Source organism: Paraburkholderia dipogonis, from assembly GCF_042680985.1.
GTDB classification, from domain to species: Bacteria; Pseudomonadota; Gammaproteobacteria; order Burkholderiales; family Burkholderiaceae; genus Paraburkholderia; species Paraburkholderia phytofirmans.
This window is the reverse complement of sequence record NZ_JBHUFR010000013.1, coordinates 1-26,192: the sequence shown is the minus strand read 5'-3', so window position 1 is coordinate 26,192 and position 26,192 is coordinate 1. Positions and strand designations below refer to the sequence as shown.

Sequence of the window (26,192 nt, the reverse complement as noted above, 5' to 3'; positions counted from 1 at the left end):
ATTTCTGCGGCAGAAGCTGACAAGCTCGGCCGCGAATGGATGCCGAAGTCTACGCAGTAGAGACGGGCGTCCGGAAGCATACCGTCACGATCGGTGAGTGTGTCAGGCTACATATCGAAGACGAAGGAGCCAGTTGGAAGGACTTGCAGACCCGTGTGTGCGTGATGGATAAGTACGCTCTGGAATACGAGAATCATGATGCAATGGCTCTCTACGAGTGGTCCGTCAGTTTCGTCGGGTACATGCGCTCGAACGTGGACCGCGAGGGGCACCGGAAAAAGCCGATGAGCGACAAGACGATCAGCAACACAATCGGTTACATCCGGGCTGCCATCAAGTATGCGTACATCAAGGGAAGGATTGAGCACGACGAAACCGGCAAGCTGGTTGTGCCGAGTGTCAGCAACGAACGACACGTCTACAGGGAGCGCAAAGACATGCTCAAGATCGCCAGGGCATGCAGGCACCGGGAGACGCGCGCCGCTATCAGCGGTGGCGTTCTATTCCGGAATGCGCCTGAGCGAGATTCTGCGCGCCAAGGCGACGCGCAATGGATTCTCTCTGGCGACAACGAAAAATGGGAGGCCGCGCATCGTTCCGATCCATCCGAAGATCACCGCTATCGCACGCCGCGTGACATTCACGATCAAACCGCACAAGCTCAAGGATGAATGGAACAAGGCCCGCAAGATCGCAGGATTTCCCGACCTGAGATTCCATGATCTCAGGCACAGCGCTGCGTCGGGAATGATCAACGCCGGGATCGATCTATACACCGTAGGAGGCGTTCTAGGCCATAAGACACCGGCATCGACCAAGCGGTACGCTCACCTCGTGACTGAGAAGCTTGCAGACGCGTTGGCGAAGATCGGCACGAGAAAGTAGAACCCCAGCCCTGATAAGGCAGAAAAACCCACACTATGCAAGTTTACTGGACGGGTTTATGACGATATTTAACCGGCGCAAAGCCTTATGGCGGAAGGCAGCCGGAGTCGAACCGACCTGAGAGCGTCTGACGCCCTCAACTGAGTTTGAAGCCCAGCCGCGCCACCGGACACGAATGCCTTCCCACGGTGACCAAACTACCCGTTACCGATCAAAAAAATCAAAGCAGATCGAGCCAGCGACTATCCGCGCGCAGTAGATGCAGTCCACGGTGGAAGCGAGTATACCCAACCCGGTCGAAGTACTCCAAAAGTTGGATCGCGCGTTTCCGGCCCAACCCGGTGACGTCGCGAAACGGTGCGGCCGCAACCATGCCCGCATTCTTTTGTGCCTCGGCAGCCGCAATCGAGGCCAATTCCTGAATCATCTCCGGGTGGTAAAAGAGATCACGCACGACCTGAAACAGCTCGCCCTGTCGCGCGAGTTTGCGCATCAATTGACGCACACCCTCCTCCGGTACACCGTGCGCGTTGGCCAGATCGCGCACCCACGGCGGATCGAAACGACCGGCTTTCACCGCGGGTAGCAGCGTCGCCGCGAGCGCGCGATCCGCTTCGTCGAGCGTCACCGCATGGCCCGGCACGTGCAGCCAGGGCCCGCGTTTGACGATCTCGCCACGCGTCGCGGCATCGTCGACAAGCGCGCGCCACAGCGCGTCGTCCACCAGCGGCGCCGCGATGCGCCGCAAACGCGAGATGTCCGGGCCTAACTCGTCCGGCGAGCGTTCGTGGTACTGCGCGAGCGTCGCCGTCAATCGCGAATGGAGCGCTTGCCAAAGCGCGTCGGCGACTAGCAATGCGTCTTCGCCTGGCAACTCCACGACCCGCGTATTGGCCGGCAATGCGAGGGCGGCCGCCGGCATGCCCGTCAAACGCTCCAGCAGCGAGCGCGACAAGCCATGCGGTGCTCTTGCGAAAGCGGCGTCGAGCGTGCCGGTGTCGAGCATGGTCTGAAGCGCGTCGAGCCACGCCAGCCGCTCGGCAGAACGGCGCTTGCGCGACGGCGCAAACGGATCGAGCACATGGCCGCCACCAATCGTGCGATTGGCCTGCGCGTTGCGCACCACGAAGCGATCGCCCGGCAGCGCGCAAACCGGTCGCTCGAACACGAGTTGAACGCGGGCACGCTGACCGGCGCCGAGTGTTTCCCCATCGAGCAACGCGACATGCGCAACCTGGTGCTGCGTGCCCAGATGCACGTGCAGCGGCGCCCAATGCTCCAACGCGTGCGGTGCATCGGCGAGCAACGTCAGCATGACGTCGATTCGCTCCGACGCCTGCGAGAGCCGCGGATCGACGATCCAGTCGCCACGATCGATCGCGCTCTTCTCGATGCCCGCCAGGTTCAATGCACAGCGCTCGCCAGCGCGTCCGCTCTGCGCCGGACGATTTTGCGCATGAATGCTGCGCACACGCACCGGTTGATTCTTCGGCGCGAGCAGCATCGTGTCGCCCACCGCTACGCGGCCCGACACCACGGTTCCGGTCACGATCGTGCCTTGGCCCGGGAGCGTGAAGACACGATCGACCGCGAGACGGAACAGGCCGTCGTCGCGCCTCATTCGCCACGCCGCGGCCTCCATGTGCAGATGCGCCTTCAACGCGGCCACGCCGGCATCGTCGGCCTGCACTGCGCAAGTATCGAACACGGGCGCGTCCTGAAGTACGCTGCCGCTCAGAAACGCCCGTACTTCGTCATGTACTTCGCGCAGACGTTGCGCGTCGACGCGGTCCACCTTGGTCAGCGCGACGGCGCCTTGCCGAATCCCGAGCAGTTCGACAATCGCCAGATGCTCGCGCGTTTGCGGCATCACGCCGTCGTCGGCGGCGATCACCAGCAGCGCGAAGTCGATGCCGCTCGCGCCCGCGGTCATCGTATGCACAAGCTTTTCGTGACCCGGCACATCGATCAATCCGAGCACGTCGCCGTTCTCCAGCGGCACGTACGCGTAGCCCAGCTCGATCGAAATGCCGCGCGCCTTTTCTTCCTTGAGCCGATCCGTATCGACGCCCGATAGCGCTTTCACCAGGCTCGTCTTACCGTGGTCGATATGCCCCGCCGTACCGACGATCATGCGCGCGCGCCTTTCAGTTGCTCGATCAGTTGCGCTTCGTCGGCGGCTTCGAGACAGCGCAGATCGAGGCGCAACGCATCGTCCGCGATGCGGCCGATCACGGGCCGCGCCATCTCCCGCAGCATCTTTTCAAGCGCGAGCAATTGACGGCCGCCGCGTTTGCCGTCCGCCATTCTGACGACCAGTCCGTAACTCGGCAGCACGTCGACCGGCAACGCGCCGCTGCCGATCTGGCTGAACATCGGCTCCACCGTCACCGCATAGCGTTCGCCGACCGCATGCTGCAACCCGGGCTGCACGCGCTCCGCGGCGAGCCGGATGTCGTCGGCGGCACGGGTCAATAAGCGCAACGTGGTGAGCCGCTCCGTGAGCCTCTCCGGCGCGCGATAGAGCTGCAGCACAGGCTCCAGCGCCGCGAGTGTCAGTTTGCCGACGCGCAACGCGCGCTTGAGCGGATGCTTCTTGATCTTCGCGATCAGATCGCGTCGCCCGACGATCAAACCGGCTTGCGGACCGCCGAGCAACTTGTCGCCGCTGAACGTGACGAGGTCCGCACCGGCCTCGACGGTTTCGCGCACCGTCGTCTCGCGCGGCAAGCCCCATTGGCTCAGATCGACCAGCGTGCCGCTGCCGAGATCCACGGCCACCGCAAGGCCGCGCGCGTGGGCGAGCGCCGCGATTTCATCCAGACCGACCTCTTTGGTGAAGCCGCTGATCGCATAGTTGCTCGCGTGGACTTTCATCAGCAGCGCGGTTTGCGGGCCGATGGCTTCCTCGTAGTCCTTAAAATGCGTGCGGTTCGTCGTGCCGACTTCGCGCAGTTTCGCGCCGGCGCGGCTCATGATGTCGGGAATACGAAACGCGCCGCCGATTTCAACCAGCTCGCCGCGCGACACGATGACTTCTTTCTTCGACGCCAGCGCGGACAGTGTGAGCAGCACCGCCGCCGCGTTGTTGTTGACCACCGTGGCCGCTTCGGCGCCGGTCAATTCGCAGATGAGCTCGTCGATCAGATCGTCGCGGTCGCCGCGCTTGCCAGTGCCAAGATCGAACTCGAGGTTGGCGGGTTGCGTGAGCGCTTTCATGACGGCCTGAACCGCCTCGTCGGGCAGCAATGCGCGACCGAGATTGGTATGCAGCACCGTGCCGGTCAGATTGAAAACGCTGCGCAAGCGCGACTCGTTGCGCTTGCGCAGCGCGGCTTCGACCGCGCTCTTCAGTTGCGCGACGTCGAGCGCGCTCACGGACGCATCGCCCGACTGCGCGCCGGCGCGCCAGGAGTCGAGCGCCCCGCGCACCGCAGTCAACACCTGCGTGCGGCCATATTCGGCGAGCAGCGCCGCGAACTCGGCCGACGCCATCACCTTTTCCACCGACGGCACGCGCGCCATCAACGCCCGCAATTCAGAGCCGCTTACATCGCTCACGAGGCAATCCCTCTTCCAGTCGCATTCACTCGCTGCTAGTCGGACTCGCCGGAAGACTCATCCGCACCGACGCCCTGTTCGGGCCACAGCCACGGATGCGGCGACGCCCGCCGGTAACCTTCCGCCCCCATCAGCAAATCCAGCGTGAGACTGGCGAGATCGTCCGCGAACGGTTCGAAATCGTAGTCCTTCGACTGTGTGCCGATCTTCCGGTAAGTATGGCATTCGTCGCACGATTCCGCTTTCAGCGCGGCGTTCTTCGATTCGGCTTCGCGCGCGGCCTCGTCGGCATCCGGCGAGCCGGCCGTGTGATAAGCGATGCCCTTGGTCGAATCGCAATTCGAGCACTTCGCGCGAACCATGTGCCATTCGGTCGAGCACAGGCCGCATTGCAGGTAGCGGTAATTGTCGTACGCGCCCCCCACGCGCACGATGCTCGCCACCGGATGCGATCCGCACACGGGACACAGGCCGAGCGTCTCGAGGTACGGCACCTCGCGCTTGTCGATATCGGCGGCGAGGTCGGTCCACACCACTTGCAACGCGGCCACGACGAACGGTGCGCTCGCCGGATCGATTTCTTCGAAGCGCTGCGCGAAAATCGAGTCGGCCTGGAATTCGAGCGCGGCGGTGTCGAGCGTGCGCAGCCGGTCGATCAGCGCTTCGAGCGGCGGCGCGAGCGGGCCTGCGGCTGCCACCTTGTCGAGCAACTGCCGCAGCACGTCGCGCCAAGCCGGATCGCGCACGCCGGAAAGCGCGGGAATCAACGGCATGGAATGCTGCTGCGCACTCGCGACCAACTCGGCGCTGGGCGGCTGCGCCTTGAAGCCGGCGATCACGGCTTGCTGCGCGTCGGCGAGCACGGCCATCAGACGCAAATAGCCGGCGATCGGATTGTCGAGCGCCGCAAGCTGGCGCAGCCGTGCGGCGCGCGCGGCAAACACCGCGAGCCGTTCCGGCATGCGAATGCGCGGAATTGCCGAGTGATCGAGCGATTCGATATCGCCGGCTTCGAGAATACGTTGAACCACAGTATCGACCTCTGAAAACTGAAGAGCCGCCGCCGTTCATTGAACAGGAGCGGCGGCTCGGGTGCGGCGCGCCGGCAGCCGCGCTGCCTCGAATGACCTGTGCGTGGCCCGTTATTTTCCGATGATTTCCTTGAACCAGTTCGGATGATGCTTTCTCGCCCAGCCATAGGTCACCGTGCCGCGCGTCATGGCGCCGATCGACCCTTTGATCCACAACGCCGCATAGATATGCACGACGATGCCGACGATCAGCACGAACGCCGCCGCGGCATGCACGAGCGCCGCGAGCCGGATGATCTCGATTGGGAAATAGAACGAGAAATAGCGCCGCCAGATCACGATGCCGCTCGCCAGCAACAGCAGCAGGCAAATCACCATGGTAAAAAATAGCAGCTTTTGACCAGCGTTGTACTTACCGATCGCGGGGAGCTTTTCCTCGCGATTGTTGAGCACGTCGTCGATCTGTCTCATCCACTGAAGGTCGGCTTTGTCGAGATAGTTGTGATGCCAGAAGCGCAACGCAAGAATCAGAAACGACAGGAACATTACGCAGCCGACAAACGGATGCAGAATCCGCGTCCATTGGCCGCCGCCGAAGATTGCGTAAAGCCACGACATGGCCGGATGAAACATGGCGAGGCCGGACAGCGCCAAAAGGACGAACGTGATCGCGGTGATCCAATGATTCGTACGCTCATTCGGCGTGTAGCGCACGATCAAGCTGTTGCCTCGCACGTCCTTCAGATGGGTATGCTCAGGGTGCTTCATTGGATGCCTCCCGCGAACGGCGTACTTCGTCGGCTTCGTGCTGGGCTTCGGCTTCATCGGCCTCCGACACCTCGTTCGGACCGACGCGCGTGTAGTGGAAGAACCCGGCTAGGGCCGCGAACGCGATACCTGCGAGCGCCAGCGGTTTTGCCAAACCTTTCCACAGCGCCACCATCACGCTGATCTTCGGATTCTGCGGCAGCCCGTGATACAGAGTGGGCTTGTCGGCATGATGCAGCACATACATCACATGCGTGCCGCCCACGCCGGCGGGATCGTACAAACCGGCATTCTGGAAGCCGCGCTCCTTCAGATCTTCAATCCGGTCCGAGGCCTGCTGCTTCATGTCCTCCTTGGTGCCGAACATGATCGCGCCGGTCGGGCACGTCTTCACGCAAGCCGGTTCCTGGCCGACCGCCACGCGGTCCGAACACAGCGTGCACTTGTACGCGCGGTTGTCCTGCTTCGAAATGCGCGGTATGTTGAACGGGCAACCGGTGATGCAATAGCCGCAGCCAATGCAGTTTTCCTCGTGGAAATCCACGATGCCGTTCGTGTACTGCACGATCGCGCCCGGCGACGGACAAGCCTTCAGGCAACCCGGATCCTCGCAGTGCATGCAACCGTCCTTGCGGATCAGCCACTCAAGATCGCCTTCCGTGTTCTCGTATTCCGAGAACCGCATGACGGTCCACGAATGCTCGGTCAGATCGCGCGGGTTGTCGTAGATGCCGGTTGTCGTGCCGATTTCATCGCGCAGATCGTTCCATTCCATGCAGGCGGTCTGACACGCCTTGCAGCCAATGCACTTCGACACGTCGATGAGCTTGGCGACTGTGCCCGTAACCGGCACACGCACTTGCGGTTCAGGCAAGGTGGTGGCCGAGAGCCGTTTGATGTCCAGTGATTGCAGTGCCATCTCTTCTCCCCTATGCCTTTTCGACCTTGACGAGGAACGATTTGAATTCCGGTGTTTGCGAATTCCCATCGCCCACGGAGGGCGTCAGCGTGTTGACGAGATAGCCCGGCTTCGCGAGTCCCTTGAAGCCCCAATGCAACGGCAAGCCGACTGTCTGGACTTTCTTTCCTTCGATCATCAGCGGTTGGATCCGCTTGGTGACGAGCGCCACGGCAATGATATGCCCGCGATTGGACGATACCTTGATGCGATCTCCGGCCACCACGCCAACCTCCTTCGCCAGATCTTCGCCGATCTCCACGAACTGCTGCGGCTGCACGATCGCGTTCAGGCGCGCGTGCTTGGTCCAGTAGTGGAAATGCTCCGTCAAACGATACGTGGTCGCCGTATGCGGGAAGTTCTCGTGCGTACCGAACGCGGCCCGGTCATCGGGGAACACGCGTGCTGCCGGGCTGCTGACGACCGCCTTGTTGTTCGGATGCAGCGGGTTGTAGCCAAGCGGCGTTTCAAACGGTTCGTAGTGCTCCGGGAACGGCCCTTCCACCAGACCGTCACGCGAGAAGAAACGCGCCACGCCTTCCGCGTTCATGATGAACGGATTCATGCCGTTTTCGGGCGGTTCGTCGGCCTTGAAGTCGGCAATGTCCGCTCCCGTCCACGCCTTGCCGTTCCACGAGATCAGCTTGCGCGTCGGATCGAACGGCTTGCCGCTGAGGTCGCATGAAGCACGGTTGTACAGAATCCGACGGTTCGCCGGCCAGGCCCACGCCCAGTTCAGCGTATTGCCGATGCCGGTCGGGTCGGAGTTGTCGCGGCGGCCCATCTGGTTGCCCGCCTGGGTCCACGAGCCGCAGAAGATCCAGCAGCCGCTCGCGGTGCTGCCGTCGTCGCGCAACTGCGCGAAGCTCGACAGCTGCTCGCCCTGTTTGGCGAGCACCCTGGTTTTATCGGCCGGGTCGGTGACGTCGGTGAGCGCCTTGCCGTTGAACTCCATGGCGATTTCTTCGGGCGTCGGGCTTTCCGGGTCGGCATACGGCCAGCTCATCTTGAGAATCGGATCGGGATACTTGCCGCCGTCCTTACGGTAAGCCGCGCGGATACGCAGCCACAGCCCCGACATGATCTCGAGGTCGCTCCTCGCTTCTCCGGGTCCGACCGCGCCCTGCCAGTGCCACTGCAGCACACGGCTGGAACTGACCAGTGAGCCGCGTTCTTCCGCGAAACAGGTGGTCGGCAAACGGAACACTTCCGTTTGAATCTTCGACGGATCCACGTCGTTGAACTCGCCGAAGTTCTTCCAGAACTCCGACGTTTCCGTAGCGAGCGGATCCATGACGACCAGCCACTTCAGCTTGGCCAGACTCGCGCCGATCTTCGCCTTGTTCGGCGCCGCGGCAAGCGGGTTGAAGCCCTGCGCGATGTAGCCGTTCATCTTGCCTTGATTCATCAGCTCGAAGACCTGCAGCATGTCGTACGACTTATCGAGCTTGGGCAGATAGTCGAAACCGAAGTTGTTCTCGGCGCTCGCGTTGTCGCCCCACCATGACTTCATGAAACTGACATGGAACGCGCGATAGTTGCGCCAGTAGCTCAACTGATTCGGCCGCAGCGGCTGGCTCGCGCGTTTCGCGATGAAGGCGTCGAAGTCCTGCTCGGCTTCCAGCGGCAGCGTCATGTAACCCGGCAACAGGTTCGACATCAGGCCGAGGTCGGTCAAACCCTGAATGTTCGAGTGACCGCGCAGCGCATTCATGCCGCCGCCCGCAATGCCGATATTGCCCAGCAGCAATTGCACCATCGCGCCGGTGCGAATGATCTGCGCGCCGATCGAGTGATGCGTCCAGCCGAGCGCGTACAGGATCGTACCGGCGCGCCCCGGAACCGCCGTCGATGCGAGCATCTCGCACACCTTGAGGAATTTGTCCCTGGGCGTACCGCACGTGCTCTCGACCTGCTCGGGCGTATAGCGCGAGTAGTGCTGCTTCATCAACTGATAGACGCAGCGCGGGTGCTGCAAGGTCGGATCGACTTTGGCATAGCCGTCGTCGCCGCGTTCGTAGTCCCACGAACTCTGGTCATACTTGCGTTTGTCGGCGTCGTAGCCGGAATAGAGACCGTCGGTAAAGGAAAAGTCCTCACGAACGATGAACGGCATGTCCGTGTAGTTCTTCACGTACTCGTGCTGGATCTTGTCGTTGGTGAGCAGATAGTTGATCACGCCGCCCAGGAACACGATGTCCGAGCCGGTCCGAATCCGCGCGTAATAGTCCGCAACCGATGCCGTGCGCGTAAAGCGCGGATCGACCACGATCAACCTCGCCTTGCGATGCGCCTTGGCTTCGGTGACCCATTTGAAACCGCACGGGTGCGCCTCGGCCGCATTGCCGCCCATTACCAGAATCACATCCGCGTTCTTGATGTCGACCCAATGGTTCGTCATCGCTCCACGGCCAAACGTCGGGGCAAGACCTGCCACCGTCGGGCCATGTCAGACACGCGCCTGATTGTCGAATGCAAGCATGCCAAGACTGCGGACAGTCTTGTGCGTCAAGTAACCCACTTCATTGCTGCCGGCCGACGCCGCGAGCACGCCGGTGGTCAGCCAGCGGTTGACCTTTTTGCCATCCGCCGTTGTCTCGACAAAGTTGGCATCGCGATCTTCCTTCATCAATTTCGCAATGCGGTCGAGCGCGTCTTCCCATGAAATGCGCTTCCATTCATTCGAACCCGCCGCGCGATACTCCGGATACTTCAGACGGCTCTCGCTATGAATGAAGTCGATCAAGCTCGCGCCTTTCGGGCACAACGTGCCGCGATTGACCGGATGATCGGGATCGCCTTCGATATGGATGATGCTGGACTTTGCATTCTTGGCGTTGTCGCCGAGCCCGTACATCAGGATGCCGCAGCCCACCGAACAGTACGGGCAGGTATTGCGGGTTTCGGTTGTGCGCGACAACTTGTACTGACGAACCTCCGCTAACGCGGGCGACGGTGAGAAGCCCATGAGGGCGAGACTCGATCCGGCTAGCGTGGTGGCGGAAACCTTCAGAAATTGTCGCCGGGACATATGGGTCATCGAATGGCCTCGGCTCTTTATGGGGACACTGATAATGATTATAGAGAGCGGTATGAAATCCTGCAGCGAGGAGTTGTACCTTCTACAGTGCAACTAAAAATAGGAATTACCACAGCCGGTTTCATCGATCGAGGCACTGTTATTGCTGGCAGGAGGCAGTTGCTTGACGCTTACTCCTGACCTTTGGCGCACTTATGACCCATCCACTTTTCACGTTTTCTTCCGCGGGCACGATGTACGGCGTTATGAAGCGGCGTGCCGCAGTTGGTGCAGTGTCCCTTGCGCTGGGTGGCGCGATGCTCGTGCTGAGTTCGCACGGCGTCGCCCAGATCACGCAAGGCAGCGGCTCGTCGCAGCAGGAGAACCGCACTTCTTCGATGGGATCGGCGCCCGATTCGTCCGCCTCGGCAGTTCATGAATCGCATAAGCCACAGACCAAGGACGGCGGTTCGGCGAACACGCGCGGCAAGACGGGCGGGCAGGGTCACAAGCCCCAAGGCGCGGGCGGCTTCGATAATGGGCTCTACGGTACCGGCGCGGGCAGCAATAAATAACGATTGCCCGGCTTTGCGACACGCTCTATTACAGCAAGCGCATGACGAGCACGCCGCGCGTCATAGGTAACTTCAGAAGAATCGACGACGTTTTTCACGCTCTGCCCGGCTCGTTCGACGACCGCCGTCTCTGCGCATTGCCCGAACAACCATCATAATGGCGGTCATTCGTCGCCTGAAATGCCCGCCATAATGACCAATACCCCAAGCCACGCAAGCGCGTCGCCCCGTCTGACCAGTCTGTCGCACGGCGGCGGTTGCGGCTGCAAAATCGCGCCGGGCCTGCTCGCCGACCTGCTCAAACGCAGCGCGCCACTGCCGTTTTTTCCCGATCTGCTGGTCGGCAACGACACAGCCGACGACGCCGCCGTCTACAAGCTCAACGACGAACAGGCGATCGTCGCCACGACCGACTTCTTCATGCCGATCGTCGACGATCCGTTCGACTTCGGCCGCATCGCCGCGACCAACGCGCTGTCCGACGTCTATGCCATGGGCGGCAAGCCGATCATGGCGCTGGCCATCGTCGGCATGCCGATCAACGTGCTGCCGCACGATGTGATCGCAGCCGTGCTGAAGGGCGGCGAATCCGTGTGCGCCGAAGCCGGCATCCCGCTCGCCGGCGGTCATTCGATCGATTCGGTCGAGCCGATCTACGGCCTCGTCGCCATCGGCGTGGTCGACCCGAAGCGAGTCAAACGCAACGCGGGCGCGCAAGCCGGCGATGTGCTGATCCTCGGCAAGCCGCTGGGCGTGGGCATTCTCTCGGCAGCCCTGAAGAAAGACCGGCTCGACGCCGCGGGCTACGCCGCCATGATCGGCGCAACGACCAGGCTCAACCGGCCGGGCGCGGACCTATCCAGACTCGACGGCGTGCATGCGCTCACGGATATCACAGGTTTCGGCCTGCTCGGCCATACACTGGAACTGGCGCGCGGCTCGAACCTCACCGCTCGTGTGCGCTACGCGGATCTGCCGTGGTTGCCGGACGTGGTGAGCCTCGCGGAAGCCGGCATTTTTACCGGCGCTTCAGGGCGCAACTGGGACGCATACGGTAAAAACATCGTTTTGCCATCCTCATTGTCCGCGACGGCGCGCACGCTGCTCACCGACCCGCAAACCTCGGGCGGCCTGCTGGTCTCGTGCGCACCGCAAGCCGTCGACGAAGTGCTCGCGCTGTTCCGCGCCGACGGGTTCGGCGAGGCGTGCGTGATCGGCGAGATGGTGAGTGGAGAAGGACGCGTCGAGGTTATCTGAGCCGCGAGCGGCCGGAGGAAATGCGATCGGCATTCCCGACGCGTGCGATAATTTCATCCCGCCGCAGCCGGCACGTTGTGTCCCCAAGTCCTTGAAAAACCTACTCGCCAGCCTCGAACATGCCGGTGATTTCGACGAAATCATCGATGTGCGCACGCCTCTCGAGTTTGCGGAAGACCATATTCCAGGCGCGCTCAACGCGCCGGTGCTGAGCAACGAAGAGCGCGTGCTGGTCGGCACGACATACAAGCAGGTATCGCCGTTCGAAGCCACGCGCATGGGCGCGGCGCTGGTCGCGCGCAATATCGCGCACCACCTGGAGACGACGTTCGCCGACCGGCCGCGCAACTGGCGGCCGCTGATCTATTGCTGGCGCGGCGGCAAACGCTCAGGTTCGGTCACCACGCTGTTCAATATGATCGGCTGGCAGGCGCGCCAACTCGAAGGCGGCTACAAGACCTATCGGCGCGCCACGCTGGACACGCTCGTTACCCTGCCGAAGGCCTTCTCCTACATCGCGCTGGTCGGCCCGACCGGCAGCGGCAAGACGCGCCTGCTCGCGGCCCTGAACACCGCGGGCGCGCAGACGCTGGATCTCGAAGCGCTGGCGGCGCATCGCGGCTCGTTGCTCGGCGCCTGGGCCGGCGTGCCGCAGCCGTCGCAGAAGCGTTTCGATACGCTGCTCGTGAGCGCGCTGCGCACATTCGATCCGGCACGGCCGGTGTTCGTGGAAGCCGAGAGCCGGCGCATCGGCTCCATCGCGCTGCCGCTCGCGCTGCTCGACACGTTTCATCAGGGCCGCTGCGTCGAGGTAATCTCGAACCCCGAAGATCGCGCGGCGTTCCTGCTGCACGACTATGCCCATCTGTTCGACGATCCCGAGTCACTCAAGGGACAGTTGCAACGAATGATCGGTTTGCATAGCCGCGAACGTGTCACGGGTTGGCAGCAGCTCGTCGACGACAACCGGCGCGCCGACCTCGCGCACGAGTTGATCGAGCGGCATTACGATCCGGCGTATGCGCGTAGCAGCCGTCAGCATTTCATCCAGTTGGCGCGCGCATTGCAATGGAATTTCCGTCCCAACGACGCCGATGTCGTCGACCAGGCGAAGGCACTGCTTGCTGAGCTCGACAGCAGCGCACTCGCTGTCGTCTGATTAAAACCAACGTTCAAGACCACTATGCAATCAACCCTTCGACAACCGCGAGTCGCGCTAGGCTGGATCGTCTTTCTGCTGATCGCCGTGGTCGGCCTCTTTTACGTGAAGTGGTTCCCGTACTACAACCGGGCGTTCGTGGCCGCGAGCCAGCACTCCATCGGCAAGTCGATCCTGATGGGCACGTCGGCGAGCGCGCCGGCCGCGTCGTGGCAGTCCGCCATCGACTACGCCCTCGCCTACGGCAAAGCGATCTGGCAAGCCATGGTGCTCGGGCTGCTGCTCGGCTCCGCGGTGCAGGCGCTGATTCCGCCGCAATGGGTCGCGCGCGCACTCGGCCGGACCGATTTCAGCAGCGTGGTGAAGGGTGGCTTGCTATCGTTGCCGGGCATGATGTGCACGTGCTGCGCGGCGCCGGTGGTAGCGGGTTTGCGGGCGCGTCAGGCGGCGCCGGGCGCGGCGATCGCATTCTGGCTCGGCAATACCGCCTTGAATCCGGCTACGCTGATCTTCATGGGCTTCGTGCTCGGCTGGCAGTGGATGGGCTTGCGCCTCGCCTTGGGCATCGTAATGGTGTTCGGCCTCGGGTATCTGGTGAACCGCATGGTGACACCGAAGGAAGCCGAAGCGTCGCGCGAAGCGATCGCGCAACTGGTCGCTGTCGATGTGCCCGGCACCGCTTTCGCACGCTGGGTGAAAATCCTCGGCACGATGACGCTGCGGCTCGTTCCCGAATACATCGTGCTGGTGCTGATTCTCGGCGCGGCGCGCACGTGGCTGTTTCCGCATGTCGGACCGGAGATCGACAACAGCCTGCTGTGGATCGTCGCGCTGGCCATCGCCGGCGCGCTGTTTGTGATTCCGACCGCGGGCGAAGTGCCGATCATCCAGGCCATGCTCTCGTTCGGCATGGCGGCCGGGCCGGCAGGCGCGTTGCTGATGACGCTGCCGCTGATCAGCGTACCGTCCATGGCCATGCTCGGACGCTCGTTTCCGCGGCGCGTGCTGACGGTCGTGGCGTTGGCCGTCGTGGTGTGCGGCGTGATCAGCGGATTGCTGGCGGTAGCCTTGGGGTTTTGAAGCATGAAACGTATTGCCGCATTTGCCTTGACGTGCTGGTCGGCGGCCGGCCTGCTTTACTTCGGACAGCATTCGGTGGCGCTGATCGTGGTGAGCGGTGTGGTTACGCTGGCCGGGTTCGATCTGCTTCGTCCGTGACCGCGCGCTGAAATTCCTCGCCTACGCCGCAAGCGCCTCGCGAATCGCGGCGAGCCACAACGCCACCGCATGCGCGCCAGGATCCACGTGACCTAGCACGCGATCGCCGACATAACTCGAACGCCCACGCCGTGGATGCATCGACGCCGTCTGCGATGCGCCTGCGCTCGCCGCGTCGACGGCCGCTTGCAACGCGGCATTTAATGCATCCGCGCGTGCGAGAGCGGACTGCAGCGCGTCGGCGGCCGGCTTCAATGCATCGACCATCGTGCGATCGCCCGGACGCGCACCACCCAGTTCCATCAAACCGTCGACACCCGCACTGAACGCCACCGCCCATTCTTTCGGCGTCGATCCGCCCGACTGTTCGAGCGCGAGCGCCGCGCGCACCAGCATCACCGAGTAAAGCGGGCCGGACGTGCCGCCCACCACGCGGCGCAACGTCGCCGACATGCTGCGCAATACGGCGCCGGGCGTCGTCTCAGCCGGATAGCCATCGAGCTCGTGAAGGATCGCGCGGGCGCCCCGCGACAGACTGATGCCGAGATCGCCGTCGCCGACGCGCTGATCCATGTCCGTCAACGTGGGCTCGGCTTTCAGCAGGCAAGCGCAAACGGCTTCGATCACGCGGCGCAAGGTCGCCTCACGCGACAGCGTCGCACCGCTTGCGCGCTCCGGCTCGGCAGGCGCAGGGCGCACGGAAACCTGCGCGACGCGGCCGCTCAGCGCGGGCCACGCGCTGGTATGCGTGGCGGCGTCGAGCCATGCGAGCCGTTCGTCGTCCACGCGCAGCAGCGTCAGCGAGACGCCCGCCATTTCCAGCGCGCTCAGGAACGTGCCGGCCCATGCGCGTTCAACCTCGATGCCGCGCTCCGCCAGACAATGCAGCGCGGAGCCGGCCACGATACTCAATTCGCTCGAAGGCGTGCCGCCCAGATTGTTCACCAGCAACGCCACCCGCTCACCGGTTTGCAACGGCAGGTCGCCGACGATCTTCGCCAGCAGTTTCTCGACAATCGCGTTAGCGGGTTCCAGCGCGCCGCGCTCCACGCCCGGTTCGCCGTGAATGCCGAGTCCCCATTCAATCTCACCGTCGGCCAGTTCGAAGCCCGGCTTGCCCGCGGCCGGCACCGTGCACGCGGTAAGCGCGACACCCATCGTGCCGAGCGAAGCCGCCACGTCACGGGCGATCTGCGCGACTTCCGTCAACGGGCGCCCCGCTGCCGCTGCCGCGCCCGCTATCTTGTGAACGAGTATGGTTCCCGCCAACCCGCGACGACCCGCGTGATCGCCACTTGCCGTCAGCGCGACGTCGTCGGCGACGATCGCCATTTCCGTGGGAATGCCTTCGGCGCGCGCAATCTCCGCCGCGAGGCCGAAGTTGAAACGGTCGCCCGTGTAGTTCTTCACGATCAGCAATGCACCCGCGGCGCCGGCCACCGCGCGGATCGCATCGAGCACGGCGTCAGTGGACGGCGACGTGAAGACTTCACCCGCGACCGCCGCGCTCAGCATGCCGGAGCCCACATAGCCGCCATGCGCGGGCTCGTGGCCCGAGCCGCCGCCCGAGATCAGCGCGACTTCGCCGCGCGCCGCAGCGGCCTCGGCATCCGCGCGCACGACGATCGTGCCGCCTTGCAACAGGGAGAGATTGGGGTTGAGCGCCGCGAGTCCGTCGAGCATGTCCGGAACGACCGAGGACACCTCGTTGATGAGCTTCTTCATTGCGTCAGCTTCCTTTTAAGCTGCCCGCGCTTGCGTCGCGCGCCGACGGCAGTTTATTCAGTGGCGAAACCAGAAGGCTTAACTGTACCGCGCATTGGCGAATGAGGACGCGATACGGCGAACGCTGGACGTACAAAGGCATTTACGGCGAACGCGTGACGGTGCGTCTAGCTCAAGGGAATATAGCGGAGAAAGTGGACAGGACAGCGGCACACATGGACCATGCGCCGAGATGATGCGAGAACCTGACAGTAGACGAAAGCGAAACCGCTTTCGTCTACGTCACGGATGCGTTGGTAGGCTCGATTGGATTCGAACCAACGACCCCCACCATGTCAAGGTGGTGCTCTAACCAACTGAGCTACGAGCCTTTAGAGGCGCGAATTATAGAGAACCCGCACGCTCAGCACAAGCCCTTGACGGCAGTTCTATCGATTCAATTCGCCGATGCCCACTCGGTCTGCGTATCCAGCGGATAAACCGGCCGCTTCACCTGCCTGAAAGCGAACAGGCCGTAATCCGAACTCGTCACGCCGCGGCTGTCGCAATCCACCAGCGCCGCCGCAATCGGCACGAACACCGGGCGGCAGTACATGCGCGATTTGAGCAACAGGAAACGCGCGCGACGCGGATCGATGCCGACACTCTCGAACACGCCGAGGTCCCACGGTTCGTGCGTGCGCTCGGTCATCACGAGTTTGACGGTGCCCGTGTCGAGGACCGCGGCGCGTCCCATGAAGGCGCGCTGGCCGGTGTACGTCGGGCCGCTGATCACGTACTCGCCGTCGGTCAGCGCGCGCACCACGCCGGTCACGGCGAGCGGCGGACGCGGCTTGAGCGCATCGCTCGCGACCTTGTTGCCGATGGTCACCGTCACCGTGCTGCCGACGCCCGCCGACATCAACGCCGCGACCGCTTGCGGATCGCACAACGGCCCGCTCACGATGCCTTCGAGCTTCTGCTTCAAGGCTTCTTCGAGCAGATCCATCGTGTCGCACGTGCCGCCCGACATGCAGTTGTCGCCGTGATCGAGCAGGAGCACGGGCTTGTCGGCATCCACCGCGAGCGCGGCGGCTTGCGCGACAGATTCAGCGAGCGGCGCGCTGCGGTATACGAAATCTTCGCGCTCGTTCCAGATCTGCCGCGCGATCCGTTCCGCGACCGCTTCGGCTTGCTCGGGATCGCCGTCGCCCACCACCACGACGCTGATGCATGGTGCCTCGATATCGGCGAGCGAGAAGCCGGACAGCACCGACGCCGCGAGCATGCCTTCGGTCTCGGCCGCGCGCGCGGCGTCGACGGCGCGCTTCATCGCGCCTTCGGCAGTCGCGCTGCGCAGCGTGTGCGTGAGCAGCGGCGGCCGGCGCCAGGCGATCACAGGCTTCGCCTTACCGCGAACCATGTCGAACATCAGACGCGCCGCGTGCGCGCCGGTCTCGTACATATCGACGTGCGGATAGGTCTTGAAGCTGACGATAACGTCGGCGTTGTCGATCATCTTTTGCGTGACGTTGCCGTGCAAGTCGAGCGCGACGGCAATCGGCGCATCCGGCAACAGAGCGCGCACGCGTTCGAGCAAATCGCCTTCGCCGTCGTTCGAATTCTCGGCGACCATCGCGCCGTGCAGATCGAGCATGACGGCGTCGCAACCCGCGGCGGCCGACACGATCACCTCGCAGATCGCATCGTAAGCGGCGGCCTCGACCGGCCCGCTCGGATTCGCCGACGCCGACACAGGCGTGACGATGTCGGCATGCTCACGTTCGGCTGCGTCGATGAACGCGGCCATCGCTGTCTGCATGCCTTTGTTGTCGTTGAACGCGTCTTCGCCGTAGCTCGGCCCGTCACGGCCGAATGCCGCCAACGGCGTGGCCACCGGCGAAAACGTATTGGTCTCGTGATTCATCCGCGCGATGAGGATCTTCATGCGGCCGCGCTCCCCGCTTTCTGCGCGGCGTTCAGCATGGCCTGCAACAGCACGTTGCAACCGGCTTCGAGATGATCCGCTCGCGCGTCTTCGATTTCGTTGTGGCTGATACCGTCTTTGCACGGCACGAAGATCATCGCCGCGGGCGCGACTCTCGCGAGATAGACGGCGTCGTGGCCGGCGCCGCTGATCACGTCCATCGACGAAAAGCCGAGCGTGTCCGCGCCCTGCTTCACGGCGCCGACCAGTTCAGCGGCGAACGGTTGCGGCGGGAAATACACCACCTGTTCGACGTCCACCGTGATGCCGGTGTTTTCACTCGCCATTGTGCATGCGGCGCGCAATGCGCTATCCATTGCGGTGAGCGTGGCGTCGTCGGCCGCGCGCAGATCGACGGTGAGTGTCACGCGGCCTGGAATTACATTGCGCGAGTTCGGATGCACGTCGAGCCAGCCGACCGTGCCGCGACCGTGAGGCGCATGATCCAGCGCAATGCGGTTGACGGCGTGAATCAGATCGGCTGCGACGAGCAGCGCGTCGCGCCGCAATTCCATTGGCGTCGGGCCGGCGTGCGCTTCCATGCCGTGCACCGTCACGTCGTACCAGCGTTGACCGAGCGCGCCTTGTACCACGCCGATTGTTTTGTCGTGTGCTTCCAGCACGGGGCCTTGTTCGATATGGGCTTCGAAATAAGCGCCTACCGCATGCGGTTTTGTGATTTCACCGGCATATCCGATGCGAGACAGCGCGTCGCGTACCGTGATGCCCCCACGATCGTGTTGTTCGAGCGCATGCTCCAGGGTGAATGCGCCGGCGAACACGCCGGAACCCATCATCACCGGCACGAATCGCGAGCCCTCTTCATTGGTCCACACCGCGACTTCCAGCGGTGCAAGCGTCTGCACGTTGGCGTCAGTTAGCGTGCGCAGCACTTCGAGTCCCGCGAGCACGCCATAATTGCCGTCGAATTTGCCACCGGTAGGCTGAGTATCGATATGACTGCCGGTCATCACTGGCGGCAGATCGTCGCGCAAACCGGCGCGGCGCGCGAAGATGTTACCGATTGCGTCCACCCGAACGCTGCAGCCGATCTCCTTCGTCCACGCGATAAAAAGGTCACGTGCCTCGCGGTCCAGTTCCGTGAGTGCGAGCCGGCACACACCGCCTTTCTCGGTGGCGCCGATTCGCGCGAGTTGCATGAGACTGTCCCAGAGCCGCGCGCCGTCGACTCGCAGATCGGCGAACGTCGCGACGGTTGTTGATTCATGAACTTGCATCGATGCTTCCTCGTGTTGAAGACTGAGTGCGCGTCAGACCACGCCGACGCCGAGATAACGGTCCTTGATCGAGTCGTCCGCCGCAAACGACGCGTTGTCGCCCGCATAGACGATCACGCCCTGTTCGATGATGTAGTGGCGATCCGCGAGTTGCGTGCACACTTCGAGATTCTGCTCGACCAGCAAAATCGCCACGCCCGCCTCGCGGATCAGCTTGAGCTGCGCGACGATTTCCTCGACGATCACCGGCGCGAGGCCTTCGACAGGTTCATCGAGCATCAGCAAACGCGGGTGATTCATCAGCGCGCGGCCGATTGCAAGCATCTGCTGTTCGCCGCCGGATAGCTGTGCGCCTCCGTTCGTGCGTCGCTCCTTTAAGCGCGGAAAAATGCGGTAGATGTCGTCGAGTTGCCACGGCGAATCTTTGCGCGCACCGAGCCGCAAGTTTTCTTCGACCGTGAGCAGACGAAAGATGCCGCGATGCTCGGGCACGAAACAAACGCCTCGCGATGCGATCTTGTGCGGCGGCATACCGCTGATCCTGGCGCCGTTGAACGTGACCGTGCCGCGCTGCGGCGTGACGACGCCTGCAATCGCTTTCAGCGTGGTCGATTTGCCGGCGCCGTTGCGGCCCAATAGCGTGACCGTTTCACCATCGTTGATCTGCAAGGAGACGCCTTGCAGAATGTGGCTCTTGCCGTAGAAGCCGTGAATCTGCTGCACGTCGAGAATCATGCGCGGCCTCCGGTGATCATGTTGCCGAGATAGGCGCTGCGTACGCGCTCGTCGCCGCGAATGTCGTCGGGGCGCCCTTCCACCAGCACGCGCCCTTGCTGCATGACGGTGATCGTGTCGGAGATGTCCATCACGATGCCCATGTTGTGTTCGATCAGCACGACTGTGTAATCGTCGCGCAGGCCGCGAATCAGCTGTTTCATGTCGTCGAGGTCGTCGATACCCATGCCTGAGGTCGGCTCGTCGAGAAAGATCGCCTTGGGCCGCGCGGCGAGCGCCATGCCGACTTCGAGCCGCCGCTGCTGGCCGTGCGAAAGCGCGCCTGCCGATACCTCGCTGAAACGCTGCAACGCGAGCCGTTCAAGCACGCTATCGACGATGTCCGCATGCGTGATCGCGCCGTGCGGCGGCGTCCACGCATTCACCGCGCGCACTGCGTCCACACCTTGCGCGGCAAGCCGCAGATTTTCTCGCACGCTCAGATTGGCAAACAGGCTCGTCACCTGAAACGAACGCGCGACGCCTCGCCGTACGCGTTTATGATCCGGCTCGCGCGTGACATCATGGCCGTCGAAAACGATCTTGCCCTCGGTGATAGGCAGCGTGCCGGTCAACACGTGAAACAGCGTGGTTTTTCCCGCGCCGTTCGGTCCGATTACGGAATGCACCGTGCGCGGCATGATGTTCAAGGTGACGTCGGAGAGCGCGGTGAATTTGCCGTAGCGCTTCACCACGCCGCTCGCTTGCAGAATGGCTTCGCTCATACGGACTCCTTGTCTGCGTCGTTGCCTGCATTGGAGGATGGCTTACGGCGCAGCGATTGCCAGATGCGTTCGCCCATGCCCCACAGACCGCGCTGCATGTACAGGCTGACGGCGATCAGCACGATGCCGAGCAGCAAGAGCCAGCGCGGCCACAATGTGGAGAGCCAGTCGGCGAACAGCACGTAGAATGCAGCGCCCAATACGGAGGCGAACAGATTGCCGGTGCCACCGATCACCGTCATCACGAGGATCATTTCGCTCGTGTGATAGTCGATGTTGGAGAGCGGCGCGATGCCGGTCATCAGCGCGTGCAACGCACCCGCCAGACCCGTGACCGCGCCGGAGATCACGAACGCCATCAGTTTGAAGCGCTTGATGTCGTAACCGACCGCGGCCGCGCGCGCTTCGTTGTCGCGAATCGCGAGCAACGTACGGCCGAATACGGAGTGCGAGACACGCATCAACAGCCAGAACACCACGAGGAACAACACCGCGACGAAACCGTAGTATTGCCAGGGCGAGGTCAACGGCACGATCGCTTTGCCGAACAGTCCCAACGCCGGGCGCGGAATGTCGAGCAAGCCGTTGTCGCCGCCGGTCAGATCGGGTGTGGTGTAGGCGAGGAAGTAGAACAGTTGGCCGAATGCGAGCGTCAACATGACGAAGTACGTGCCGCGCTGACGAATCGAAAACCAGCCGACCAGCGCCGCGGCCGCCGCGCCGATGACAGCCGACGCAAGCAATGCCACGGACACTGGCAACCCTGTTTTGGTCAGGACCAGTCCCGCGCAATAGCTGCCTAGCCCGAAGAAAATGCCCTGCCCGAAAGAGAGCAAACCTGTGTGGCCCAACAGCAAATTGCAACCGAGTGCGGCGAGTGCGAACACCAGCACTTCAGTGGCGAGGGATCCCGAGCGTAGCGTGAGCGGCAAAATGCACACAACTAGCAGCGCCAGCAACAAGAAGCGATAACGGTGTAATGAATGCTTCAGGCCGGCTTGCGTCTTCGTAGAAACAGCGCTCTGCACGATAGGTTTCGATGTATCGATCATGCCGCTCTCCCGAGCAGACCGTTCGGTCGCAGCAATAGCACGGCGGCCATCGCGACGTAGATCATCAAGCGCGCGCCTTCCGGCCACAAGGTGCTCATCACGCTTTGGACGATTCCCACCAGCAGTCCGCCCACCAACGCGCCAAGGAAGTTACCCATTCCGCCGACCACCACCACGACGAACGCGACGCTGAGCGCCTCGATACCCATGAACGGATCGACGCCGCGAATCGGCGCGGCAAGCACGCCCGCCAACGCGGCCGTTGCGGCGCCGAGCGCGAACACGAGGCTGAAAACGCGCAACACGTTGATGCCGAGCAGCGAGACCATCTCCGTCGATTCGCTGCCCGCACGCACCGCGCTGCCAAGCCGCGTGCCTTCCAGCACCCACCACAAAAGCGCGGCCAGTACCGCCGTGAAGCCGATCACGAAGAGACGGTACTTCGGATACACGAAGCTGCCCCAGATCACCACACCGTTCAGCAAGTCGGGCACGGCCACGTTGTCGCCGAGCGGTCCCCAGATCAGGATCGCGCATTCCTGCACCACGAGCGCGAGACCGACAGTCACGAGAATATGAAACTCATGCTGCTGCGCATAGACGTGCCGCAGAATCAGTTTCTCGACGACCCACGCAAGCGCGCCCACGACGACCGGCACGACTACAAGCGCGGTCCAGAAACTCATGGACCATTGCATCGCCTGATAGCAGAAGTACGCGCCGAGCAGATAGAACGCACCGTGCGCGAAATTCACGAAGCGCAGCAGGCCGAACACGATCGACAAGCCGACTGCGAGCAGGAAATACAGCATTCCCACTCCGATGCCGTTGACGATCTGCAGGAGATAAACGTTCATGGCGTCCGTCTAAAGGGTGGTGCGAAAGGAATCGCGATGCAGTGCTGCGATCTGCGTGCCGCGCCGGCGTGCGGCACTTGGGCCTCAGGCCATCTTGCAGCCGGTTTTGTCGAGCGGCAGGAACGATTGGCCGGAGCTCACGATATCCGCGTAGTCGTCGGCGTTTTTCATCTTGTTCTTCGCCTTGCCCTTCAACAGATAATAGTTCTTCAGCACCTGGTGGTCGCCTTTGCGGACTTCTTCCGGGCCGGTCAAACCGTCGTATTTCATGCCTTCGAGTGCGGCGACTACCTTCTTCGGGTCGACGTTGCCTGCTTTCACGATGCCGTCGAGCAGGATCTTCGTACAGATATACGAACCTGCCAGGCTGTAATTAGGGTTTGCCTTGAATGCGGTATTCGCGCGTTTGACGAGATCGCGGTTCAGCGGCGAATCGATGTCGTGCCAATACTGCGCGCCGAAATAGACGCCTTCGCACAGGTCCGCACCGAGCGATTCGAATTGCTCGAGTCCGGACGCCCAGGCCATCAGAATCGTGCAATTGTTCTTCATGCCGAAGCTCACGGCCTGACGCAACGTATCGGACGATTGCGAGCCGAAGTTCAGAATGAGCAGCACGTCAGGCTTCGCCGCGACTGCGTTCGTCAGATAGCCGCTGAACTCTTTCTCGTTGAGCGAGTGGTAGCTGTTGCCTACATGTTCGATGCCCTTCTCTTTGAAGATCGTCTTCGCCGCCGAGAGCAAACCGTCGCCGAACACGTATTGCGGCGTGATGGTGTACCAGCGTTTGGCTTTGGGCATCATCTGGATCAGCGGACGCACCGTCTGCTCGATCGCGCCGTAGGTCGGCACCGACCAGCGGAATGTGGCGTCGTTGCAGTCTTTGCCGGTGATTTCGTCCGCGCCGGCCGTCGTGATGAAAATGCCGCCTGCTTTCTGGACTTCCTTGCCCATTGCCAATGCTTCGGAGGACAAAATACCTCCGGCAAAGAAGCGCGCATTCTTCTGCTGCGCGATTTCCTGCACTCGGCGCACAGCGGTTGCGGGCTTGCCTTCCGTGTCTAGCACCGTGTATGCGAGCGACTGACCCAACACTTTGCCGTACTGCTCGATAGCGAGCTTCATGCCGAGGTCGGCGTATTTGCCGTTCGCTGCGAATGGACCGGACATCGGCACCGGACAGGCGAACTGCAAGGTGCCGGCCTGCGCGAACGCGCTTCGCGCGGCCAGCGAGCCCAACGTCCCCGGAACGGCCGACAGCGCGGCCAGCTTCAACATATTTCGGCGATTCAAAATGACGCTCCTTAGGAAAGAGACACGCACTGACCGACTACGAAACTGCACGCGTTGCGCGAACGACTACTTGAACTTGCTGGCCGCCGTGAAGTTTTCCACCTCATCGGCTTTGTTCTATTTATCATGATAAATAGGTTGGACTTGATCGTAGGTACAATAAATTCTGGTGTCAATAAGGCAAAATTCCTGGCGGCATCGAGGCGGCCTTTCGGGCTGCAACGGCGCCGGCGAGTCGATCGAAGATCGTGCAGGACGAACTGGGAGCATCGAATATGGCCATGGACCGCGCCAAGGCTGGCGCCGCGATTGAGATCAAGCAGCAGAAACGCGGCGATCTGGTCGCGGAGGAAATCAAGCGGCTCATCACCGAGAAAGACCTGAAGCCAGGCGACCGGCTGCCGCGCGAGGTGGAGTTGCAGCAACTCTTTTCGGTGAGCAAGAGCACGATCCGCGAGGCGTTGAAATCGCTCGAGGTGCAAGGGCTGATCAAAGTGACCACCGGGCCGAGCGGCGGCGGTATGGTGGTGGAGGTGCCGCTCGATCGTACGTTGCAACTTTTGCAGAACTACCTGTTCTTCAAAGACGTTTCGATCGACGACATCTATACCGTGCGCAAACTGCTGGAGCCCGAACTCGCGGCGGGCGCCGTGCCGCACCTGACGGAGCAGGACTTCGAAGCGCTCGACGCGAGCATTGCATGTTGTGATCAACCGGCGTCGTCACATGGCGGGAAGGACATCGTGCGGCAGCGGCAGGAAGACGTGAATTTCCACGACATCCTCGCGGCGGCGAATCCGAATCCGTTCCTGCGCTTCAGTTGCGAGTTGATCAATGAAATGATCCGGCAGCTCATCGAGTTTCGTAACGACACGCCGCAAGCGGAGCATGAGCGGTTCGGTCAGGCGAACGTCAAGATTCACAAAGCGATTACGAAGGCTGCGCGTGAGCGCGATGTGGAGAAGGTGCGGGAGTTGATGGTGATCCACATGACCGAGGCGCCGCGCTATGTGAAGCGGATGAAGGGGAAGCTGCGTGGACGTTTGATCCTGGATTCGGAGATTCGTCGAAGAGCGCGGGCGCGGAGTGTGGCGCCGGTTTTGGATGAGGGTGAGGTTGGGTGAGGTTGGGGTGATGAGGCTATGCGTGGGTTGAGGGTCGGGGGCGGGTTCGTTTGGGTAGGTGTGGTGCCTCGCGGATAGAAGTCATCTTCCCTGATGAAGAGACGCAAATGATTTGATGTGTATTGCATGCAGCCGAAGTTGCGACGTGGTCGCAGTATCGGCATCTCGCGGGGCGGCGTTCGGCGTCCTAGTGGGTGAAATGCCTCACGCATGAAGTGAAGGAAGGTTGAAGGGCATCGCGCCCTCACGTCCGACGGACGTATGCGCCAGACTCCGCGTAAGTGTGGTGGCGAAGGCCGCCAGATGGCCTTCCAGGCGATCCGCCTACCGCCTGCACAACGAGGCGCTCAATCTTTTACGGGCCGCGCCGTTATTGCATCTGCACAGGTATAAACATTGGACCTTCATGGCACAACCTATTCCGTTATCCCGCCACACTGGCGCCGCTCGCGCGCGGCATGCCAAGGCCATGCTGTTGCCGATTCCGCGGCAAACCGCCGACGACCTCGCGCTGCGGGCGCATCTAGCGCTAGACGTCTTGCGCCGCGGCGCCGGCAGCATGAGCGACGCGCAAACGCTCACGCAAATCATGCTGCTGACGGGCTTTCTGGCGGAATCGGGGTTCGGCTCGGCGACCGATGAACAACTAGCCGGGGCGGAACGTGCGGTGTCGGCAGCGTTCGACATCGGCCGTGAAACCGGCAAGTGGGCATTGGACAGCACGGGATTCGCGCTTTTTGCGACGATCGCAACGAATTACGACCGGCAGCTGCATAGCGCGCCCCTCTGGGCGATCACTGATGCGAGTGAACGACTCGATCGATTTACCGCTGGTGTGCCGCACCAGACTCCGGTGCGTAAGCGGGCTTAGCCGGATTTGACGACGTAGGGCGGCGAGGGAAACCTCGTCGACGAGTTTCTGGCAGGGAGGGCGCGGTGCGGGTAAGCCACGAAGGTGTGGATGTCGGACGGGCCTATCTGGAACTGACGGGCTACGCGAACGCGTT

Annotated in this window: 23 protein-coding genes, 2 tRNA genes and 1 pseudogene; 10 read left to right on the top strand and 16 right to left on the bottom strand. The window is 62.5% G+C overall.

What is annotated here, in order from left to right:
• Nucleotides 1-35 precede the first annotated feature (35 nt).
• Entirely contained in the window at nt 36-671 is a 636-nt protein-coding gene (locus ACFSNN_RS17650; protein ID WP_244322912.1) for a phage integrase SAM-like domain-containing protein, read from the top strand.
• Nucleotides 634-885 carry a tyrosine-type recombinase/integrase gene (locus ACFSNN_RS17645; protein ID WP_244322911.1) on the top strand — a complete coding sequence of 84 codons (252 nt, stop codon included), beginning with the start codon at nt 634-636 and terminating at the stop codon, nt 883-885. The genes ACFSNN_RS17650 and ACFSNN_RS17645 overlap by 38 nt, the downstream gene beginning before the upstream one ends.
• A gap of 88 nt (nt 886-973) precedes the next feature.
• Here ACFSNN_RS17645 and ACFSNN_RS17640 read toward each other — a convergent pair.
• From ACFSNN_RS17640 to fdnG, 7 genes are all read right to left on the bottom strand, one after another.
• Nucleotides 974-1,069: transfer RNA gene (locus ACFSNN_RS17640), tRNA-Sec, on the bottom strand.
• A gap of 36 nt (nt 1,070-1,105) precedes the next feature.
• Complete coding sequence (gene selB, locus ACFSNN_RS17635) at nt 1,106-3,019, bottom strand: selenocysteine-specific translation elongation factor (RefSeq protein WP_134462483.1); 1,914 nt, start codon at nt 3,017-3,019, stop codon at nt 1,106-1,108.
• Complete coding sequence (gene selA / locus ACFSNN_RS17630; protein ID WP_134462480.1) at nt 3,016-4,446, bottom strand: L-seryl-tRNA(Sec) selenium transferase; 1,431 nt, start codon at nt 4,444-4,446, stop codon at nt 3,016-3,018. The genes selB and selA overlap by 4 nt, the downstream gene beginning before the upstream one ends.
• A gap of 35 nt (nt 4,447-4,481) precedes the next feature.
• On the bottom strand, nt 4,482-5,477 hold the full coding sequence (fdhE, locus tag ACFSNN_RS17625; RefSeq protein WP_134462478.1) for a formate dehydrogenase accessory protein FdhE: 996 nt from the start codon (nt 5,475-5,477) through the stop codon (nt 4,482-4,484).
• A gap of 111 nt (nt 5,478-5,588) precedes the next feature.
• Nucleotides 5,589-6,245 carry a formate dehydrogenase subunit gamma gene (locus ACFSNN_RS17620; protein ID WP_134462475.1) on the bottom strand — a complete coding sequence of 219 codons (657 nt, stop codon included), beginning with the start codon at nt 6,243-6,245 and terminating at the stop codon, nt 5,589-5,591.
• Entirely contained in the window at nt 6,232-7,164 is a 933-nt protein-coding gene (gene fdxH, locus ACFSNN_RS17615) for a formate dehydrogenase subunit beta (protein ID WP_134462472.1), read from the bottom strand. The genes ACFSNN_RS17620 and fdxH overlap by 14 nt, the downstream gene beginning before the upstream one ends.
• A gap of 10 nt (nt 7,165-7,174) precedes the next feature.
• Nucleotides 7,175-10,243 (bottom strand): formate dehydrogenase-N subunit alpha, encoded by a 3,069-nt coding sequence (gene fdnG, locus ACFSNN_RS17610; RefSeq protein WP_166799337.1) that lies wholly within the window; start codon nt 10,241-10,243, stop codon nt 7,175-7,177.
• Between the two features lie 194 nt (nt 10,244-10,437).
• Between fdnG and ACFSNN_RS17605 the strand changes: the two genes are divergently transcribed.
• The 5 genes from ACFSNN_RS17605 to ACFSNN_RS17585 all read left to right on the top strand — a co-directional run bounded on the left by ACFSNN_RS17605 (nt 10,438) and on the right by ACFSNN_RS17585 (nt 14,431).
• Nucleotides 10,438-10,797 carry a beta-xylosidase gene (locus ACFSNN_RS17605; RefSeq protein WP_134462464.1) on the top strand — a complete coding sequence of 120 codons (360 nt, stop codon included), beginning with the start codon at nt 10,438-10,440 and terminating at the stop codon, nt 10,795-10,797.
• A gap of 192 nt (nt 10,798-10,989) precedes the next feature.
• Nucleotides 10,990-12,054: a selenide, water dikinase SelD gene (selD, locus tag ACFSNN_RS17600; RefSeq protein ID WP_134462461.1), complete on the top strand. Its 1,065-nt coding sequence runs from the start codon at nt 10,990-10,992 to the stop codon at nt 12,052-12,054.
• A 91-nt stretch (nt 12,055-12,145) separates the two neighbouring features.
• Complete coding sequence (gene mnmH, locus ACFSNN_RS17595) at nt 12,146-13,213, top strand: tRNA 2-selenouridine(34) synthase MnmH (RefSeq protein WP_134462458.1); 1,068 nt, start codon at nt 12,146-12,148, stop codon at nt 13,211-13,213.
• A 24-nt stretch (nt 13,214-13,237) separates the two neighbouring features.
• Nucleotides 13,238-14,293 (top strand): permease, encoded by a 1,056-nt coding sequence (locus tag ACFSNN_RS17590; RefSeq protein ID WP_134462456.1) that lies wholly within the window; start codon nt 13,238-13,240, stop codon nt 14,291-14,293.
• 3 nt (nt 14,294-14,296) lie between these two features.
• Entirely contained in the window at nt 14,297-14,431 is a 135-nt protein-coding gene (locus tag ACFSNN_RS17585; protein ID WP_012428369.1) for a hypothetical protein, read from the top strand.
• Nucleotides 14,432-14,452: 21 nt separating this feature from the next.
• Here ACFSNN_RS17585 and dhaK read toward each other — a convergent pair whose 3' ends face one another.
• The 9 genes from dhaK to ACFSNN_RS17540 all read right to left on the bottom strand — a co-directional run bounded on the left by dhaK (nt 14,453) and on the right by ACFSNN_RS17540 (nt 24,061).
• Nucleotides 14,453-16,156, bottom strand: a complete 1,704-nt coding sequence (gene dhaK / locus ACFSNN_RS17580; protein WP_134462453.1) for a dihydroxyacetone kinase subunit DhaK — start codon at nt 16,154-16,156, stop codon at nt 14,453-14,455.
• A gap of 294 nt (nt 16,157-16,450) precedes the next feature.
• A tRNA-Val gene (locus ACFSNN_RS17575) sits at nt 16,451-16,527 on the bottom strand.
• A gap of 65 nt (nt 16,528-16,592) precedes the next feature.
• Complete coding sequence (locus tag ACFSNN_RS17570) at nt 16,593-18,083, bottom strand: M81 family metallopeptidase (protein ID WP_134462450.1); 1,491 nt, start codon at nt 18,081-18,083, stop codon at nt 16,593-16,595.
• Complete coding sequence (locus ACFSNN_RS17565) at nt 18,080-19,360, bottom strand: Zn-dependent hydrolase (protein ID WP_134462447.1); 1,281 nt, start codon at nt 19,358-19,360, stop codon at nt 18,080-18,082. The genes ACFSNN_RS17570 and ACFSNN_RS17565 overlap by 4 nt, the downstream gene beginning before the upstream one ends.
• A 33-nt stretch (nt 19,361-19,393) precedes the next feature.
• Nucleotides 19,394-20,095: an ABC transporter ATP-binding protein gene (locus tag ACFSNN_RS17560; RefSeq protein WP_134462444.1), complete on the bottom strand. Its 702-nt coding sequence runs from the start codon at nt 20,093-20,095 to the stop codon at nt 19,394-19,396.
• Nucleotides 20,092-20,859: an ABC transporter ATP-binding protein gene (locus tag ACFSNN_RS17555; protein WP_134462441.1), complete on the bottom strand. Its 768-nt coding sequence runs from the start codon at nt 20,857-20,859 to the stop codon at nt 20,092-20,094. The genes ACFSNN_RS17560 and ACFSNN_RS17555 overlap by 4 nt, the downstream gene beginning before the upstream one ends.
• Entirely contained in the window at nt 20,856-21,911 is a 1,056-nt protein-coding gene (locus tag ACFSNN_RS17550) for a branched-chain amino acid ABC transporter permease (RefSeq protein WP_134462438.1), read from the bottom strand. Before ACFSNN_RS17550 ends, ACFSNN_RS17555 begins: the two co-directional genes overlap by 4 nt.
• A complete protein-coding gene (locus ACFSNN_RS17545; RefSeq protein ID WP_134462436.1) occupies nt 21,908-22,768 on the bottom strand; it encodes a branched-chain amino acid ABC transporter permease in 861 nt (286 codons plus the stop codon). The genes ACFSNN_RS17550 and ACFSNN_RS17545 overlap by 4 nt, the downstream gene beginning before the upstream one ends.
• A gap of 84 nt (nt 22,769-22,852) precedes the next feature.
• Complete coding sequence (locus tag ACFSNN_RS17540) at nt 22,853-24,061, bottom strand: ABC transporter substrate-binding protein (protein WP_134462433.1); 1,209 nt, start codon at nt 24,059-24,061, stop codon at nt 22,853-22,855.
• Between the two features lie 275 nt (nt 24,062-24,336).
• Here ACFSNN_RS17540 and ACFSNN_RS17535 point away from each other — a divergent pair, with 275 nt between their 5' ends.
• From ACFSNN_RS17535 to ACFSNN_RS41400, 3 genes and pseudogenes are all read left to right on the top strand, one after another.
• On the top strand, nt 24,337-25,185 hold the full coding sequence (locus tag ACFSNN_RS17535) for a FadR/GntR family transcriptional regulator (RefSeq protein ID WP_134462430.1): 849 nt from the start codon (nt 24,337-24,339) through the stop codon (nt 25,183-25,185).
• Nucleotides 25,186-25,591: 406 nt separating this feature from the next.
• Nucleotides 25,592-26,056, top strand: a complete 465-nt coding sequence (locus tag ACFSNN_RS17530) for a hypothetical protein (protein WP_134465538.1) — start codon at nt 25,592-25,594, stop codon at nt 26,054-26,056.
• A 56-nt stretch (nt 26,057-26,112) separates the two neighbouring features.
• Nucleotides 26,113-26,192, top strand: a pseudogene (locus ACFSNN_RS41400) (lipocalin family protein); the annotation flags it as partial.

What these genes read in the sequence shown, in the direction of transcription:
- ACFSNN_RS17545 (WP_134462436.1), bottom strand. Translation starts at nt 22,768, where the DNA reads ATGAACGTTTATCTCCTGCAGATCGTCAACGGCATCGGAGTGGGAATG.
- ACFSNN_RS17585 (WP_012428369.1), top strand. Translation starts at nt 14,297, where the DNA reads ATGAAACGTATTGCCGCATTTGCCTTGACGTGCTGGTCGGCGGCCGGC.
- dhaK (WP_134462453.1), bottom strand. Translation starts at nt 16,156, where the DNA reads ATGAAGAAGCTCATCAACGAGGTGTCCTCGGTCGTTCCGGACATGCTC.
- ACFSNN_RS17530 (WP_134465538.1), top strand. Translation starts at nt 25,592, where the DNA reads ATGGCACAACCTATTCCGTTATCCCGCCACACTGGCGCCGCTCGCGCG.
- ACFSNN_RS17535 (WP_134462430.1), top strand. Translation starts at nt 24,337, where the DNA reads ATGGCCATGGACCGCGCCAAGGCTGGCGCCGCGATTGAGATCAAGCAG.
- ACFSNN_RS17650 (WP_244322912.1), top strand. Translation starts at nt 36, where the DNA reads ATGGATGCCGAAGTCTACGCAGTAGAGACGGGCGTCCGGAAGCATACC.
- ACFSNN_RS17590 (WP_134462456.1), top strand. Translation starts at nt 13,238, where the DNA reads ATGCAATCAACCCTTCGACAACCGCGAGTCGCGCTAGGCTGGATCGTC.
- ACFSNN_RS17555 (WP_134462441.1), bottom strand. Translation starts at nt 20,859, where the DNA reads ATGAGCGAAGCCATTCTGCAAGCGAGCGGCGTGGTGAAGCGCTACGGC.
- fdxH (WP_134462472.1), bottom strand. Translation starts at nt 7,164, where the DNA reads ATGGCACTGCAATCACTGGACATCAAACGGCTCTCGGCCACCACCTTG.
- ACFSNN_RS17570 (WP_134462450.1), bottom strand. Translation starts at nt 18,083, where the DNA reads ATGAAGATCCTCATCGCGCGGATGAATCACGAGACCAATACGTTTTCG.
- ACFSNN_RS17550 (WP_134462438.1), bottom strand. Translation starts at nt 21,911, where the DNA reads ATGATCGATACATCGAAACCTATCGTGCAGAGCGCTGTTTCTACGAAG.
- selB (WP_134462483.1), bottom strand. Translation starts at nt 3,019, where the DNA reads ATGATCGTCGGTACGGCGGGGCATATCGACCACGGTAAGACGAGCCTG.
- ACFSNN_RS17605 (WP_134462464.1), top strand. Translation starts at nt 10,438, where the DNA reads ATGACCCATCCACTTTTCACGTTTTCTTCCGCGGGCACGATGTACGGC.
- ACFSNN_RS17560 (WP_134462444.1), bottom strand. Translation starts at nt 20,095, where the DNA reads ATGATTCTCGACGTGCAGCAGATTCACGGCTTCTACGGCAAGAGCCAC.
- ACFSNN_RS17620 (WP_134462475.1), bottom strand. Translation starts at nt 6,245, where the DNA reads ATGAAGCACCCTGAGCATACCCATCTGAAGGACGTGCGAGGCAACAGC.
- selD (WP_134462461.1), top strand. Translation starts at nt 10,990, where the DNA reads ATGACCAATACCCCAAGCCACGCAAGCGCGTCGCCCCGTCTGACCAGT.
- ACFSNN_RS17565 (WP_134462447.1), bottom strand. Translation starts at nt 19,360, where the DNA reads ATGCAAGTTCATGAATCAACAACCGTCGCGACGTTCGCCGATCTGCGA.